At 66.2% G+C, this 645-nt stretch carries 1 protein-coding gene; it reads right to left on the bottom strand.

Annotation, left to right across the window (positions count from 1 at the left end; all coding sequences use genetic code 11):
* Positions 1-34: 34 nt before the first annotated feature.
* Positions 35-645, bottom strand: a 611-nt coding sequence (locus ABD323_RS43470; RefSeq protein WP_344447538.1) for an alpha/beta fold hydrolase, incomplete at its 5' end; no start/stop codon positions are given.

The following is a 645-nucleotide window of genomic DNA, read 5'->3' as shown; positions in this document are numbered from 1 at the left end:
CTGACTTCGACGTTTTTCCTGAGCTACGCGGCGGTCAGGCGTCGGGGTGTGCCTTGAGGAATGTGAGGGCGCTCGCCACGAACGCGTCGTGGAACTGGAAGATCCCGCCGTGTCCGGCGTCCGGGTAGAGGGGGACGAGTTCGCCCCGGGGCAGTCGTGCGGCGAGGTCGAGGGTGTTCTCGCTCGGCACCATCCGGTCGCTCTCGCCGTTGGCCACCAGGACCGGCTGGTGGATGCGGGACATGTCGGCCGGCGCCTGCAGGCCCCATCGGTGGATGGCCTTGAGCTGGGAGAGGTAGGAGCTGGGGGAGATCGCCTTGTCCCGGTGTTGCGTTCGCTCCTTCAGTCGGGCCAGGAACTCCTTGCCGGCCCGGCGTCCGTTCGCGGTACGCGTGAAGAAGAGGTACTGCTTCGGATCTTGGAGGGTGAGCAGTGCTCGGAGGGTGTCGAGGTGGGAGATCCGGGTCACGTTCTTGATGCCCTTGCCACCGGCGGGTCCTGTGCCCGCGAGGATCAGCCTGCGAACGAGCTGTGGTTCGTTCTGTGCGATCACCTGAGCGATCATCCCGCCCATCGAGAAGCCGAGGATGTCCACCTGGTCGAGCCCGAGTGCCCGGATGAAGGTGACGGCGTCGTCGGCCACTT

It is taken from the genome of Kitasatospora nipponensis (genome assembly GCF_039528135.1).
GTDB classification, from domain to species: domain Bacteria; phylum Actinomycetota; class Actinomycetes; order Streptomycetales; family Streptomycetaceae; genus Kitasatospora; species Kitasatospora nipponensis.
This window is presented reverse-complemented; position numbering and strand designations above follow the sequence as displayed.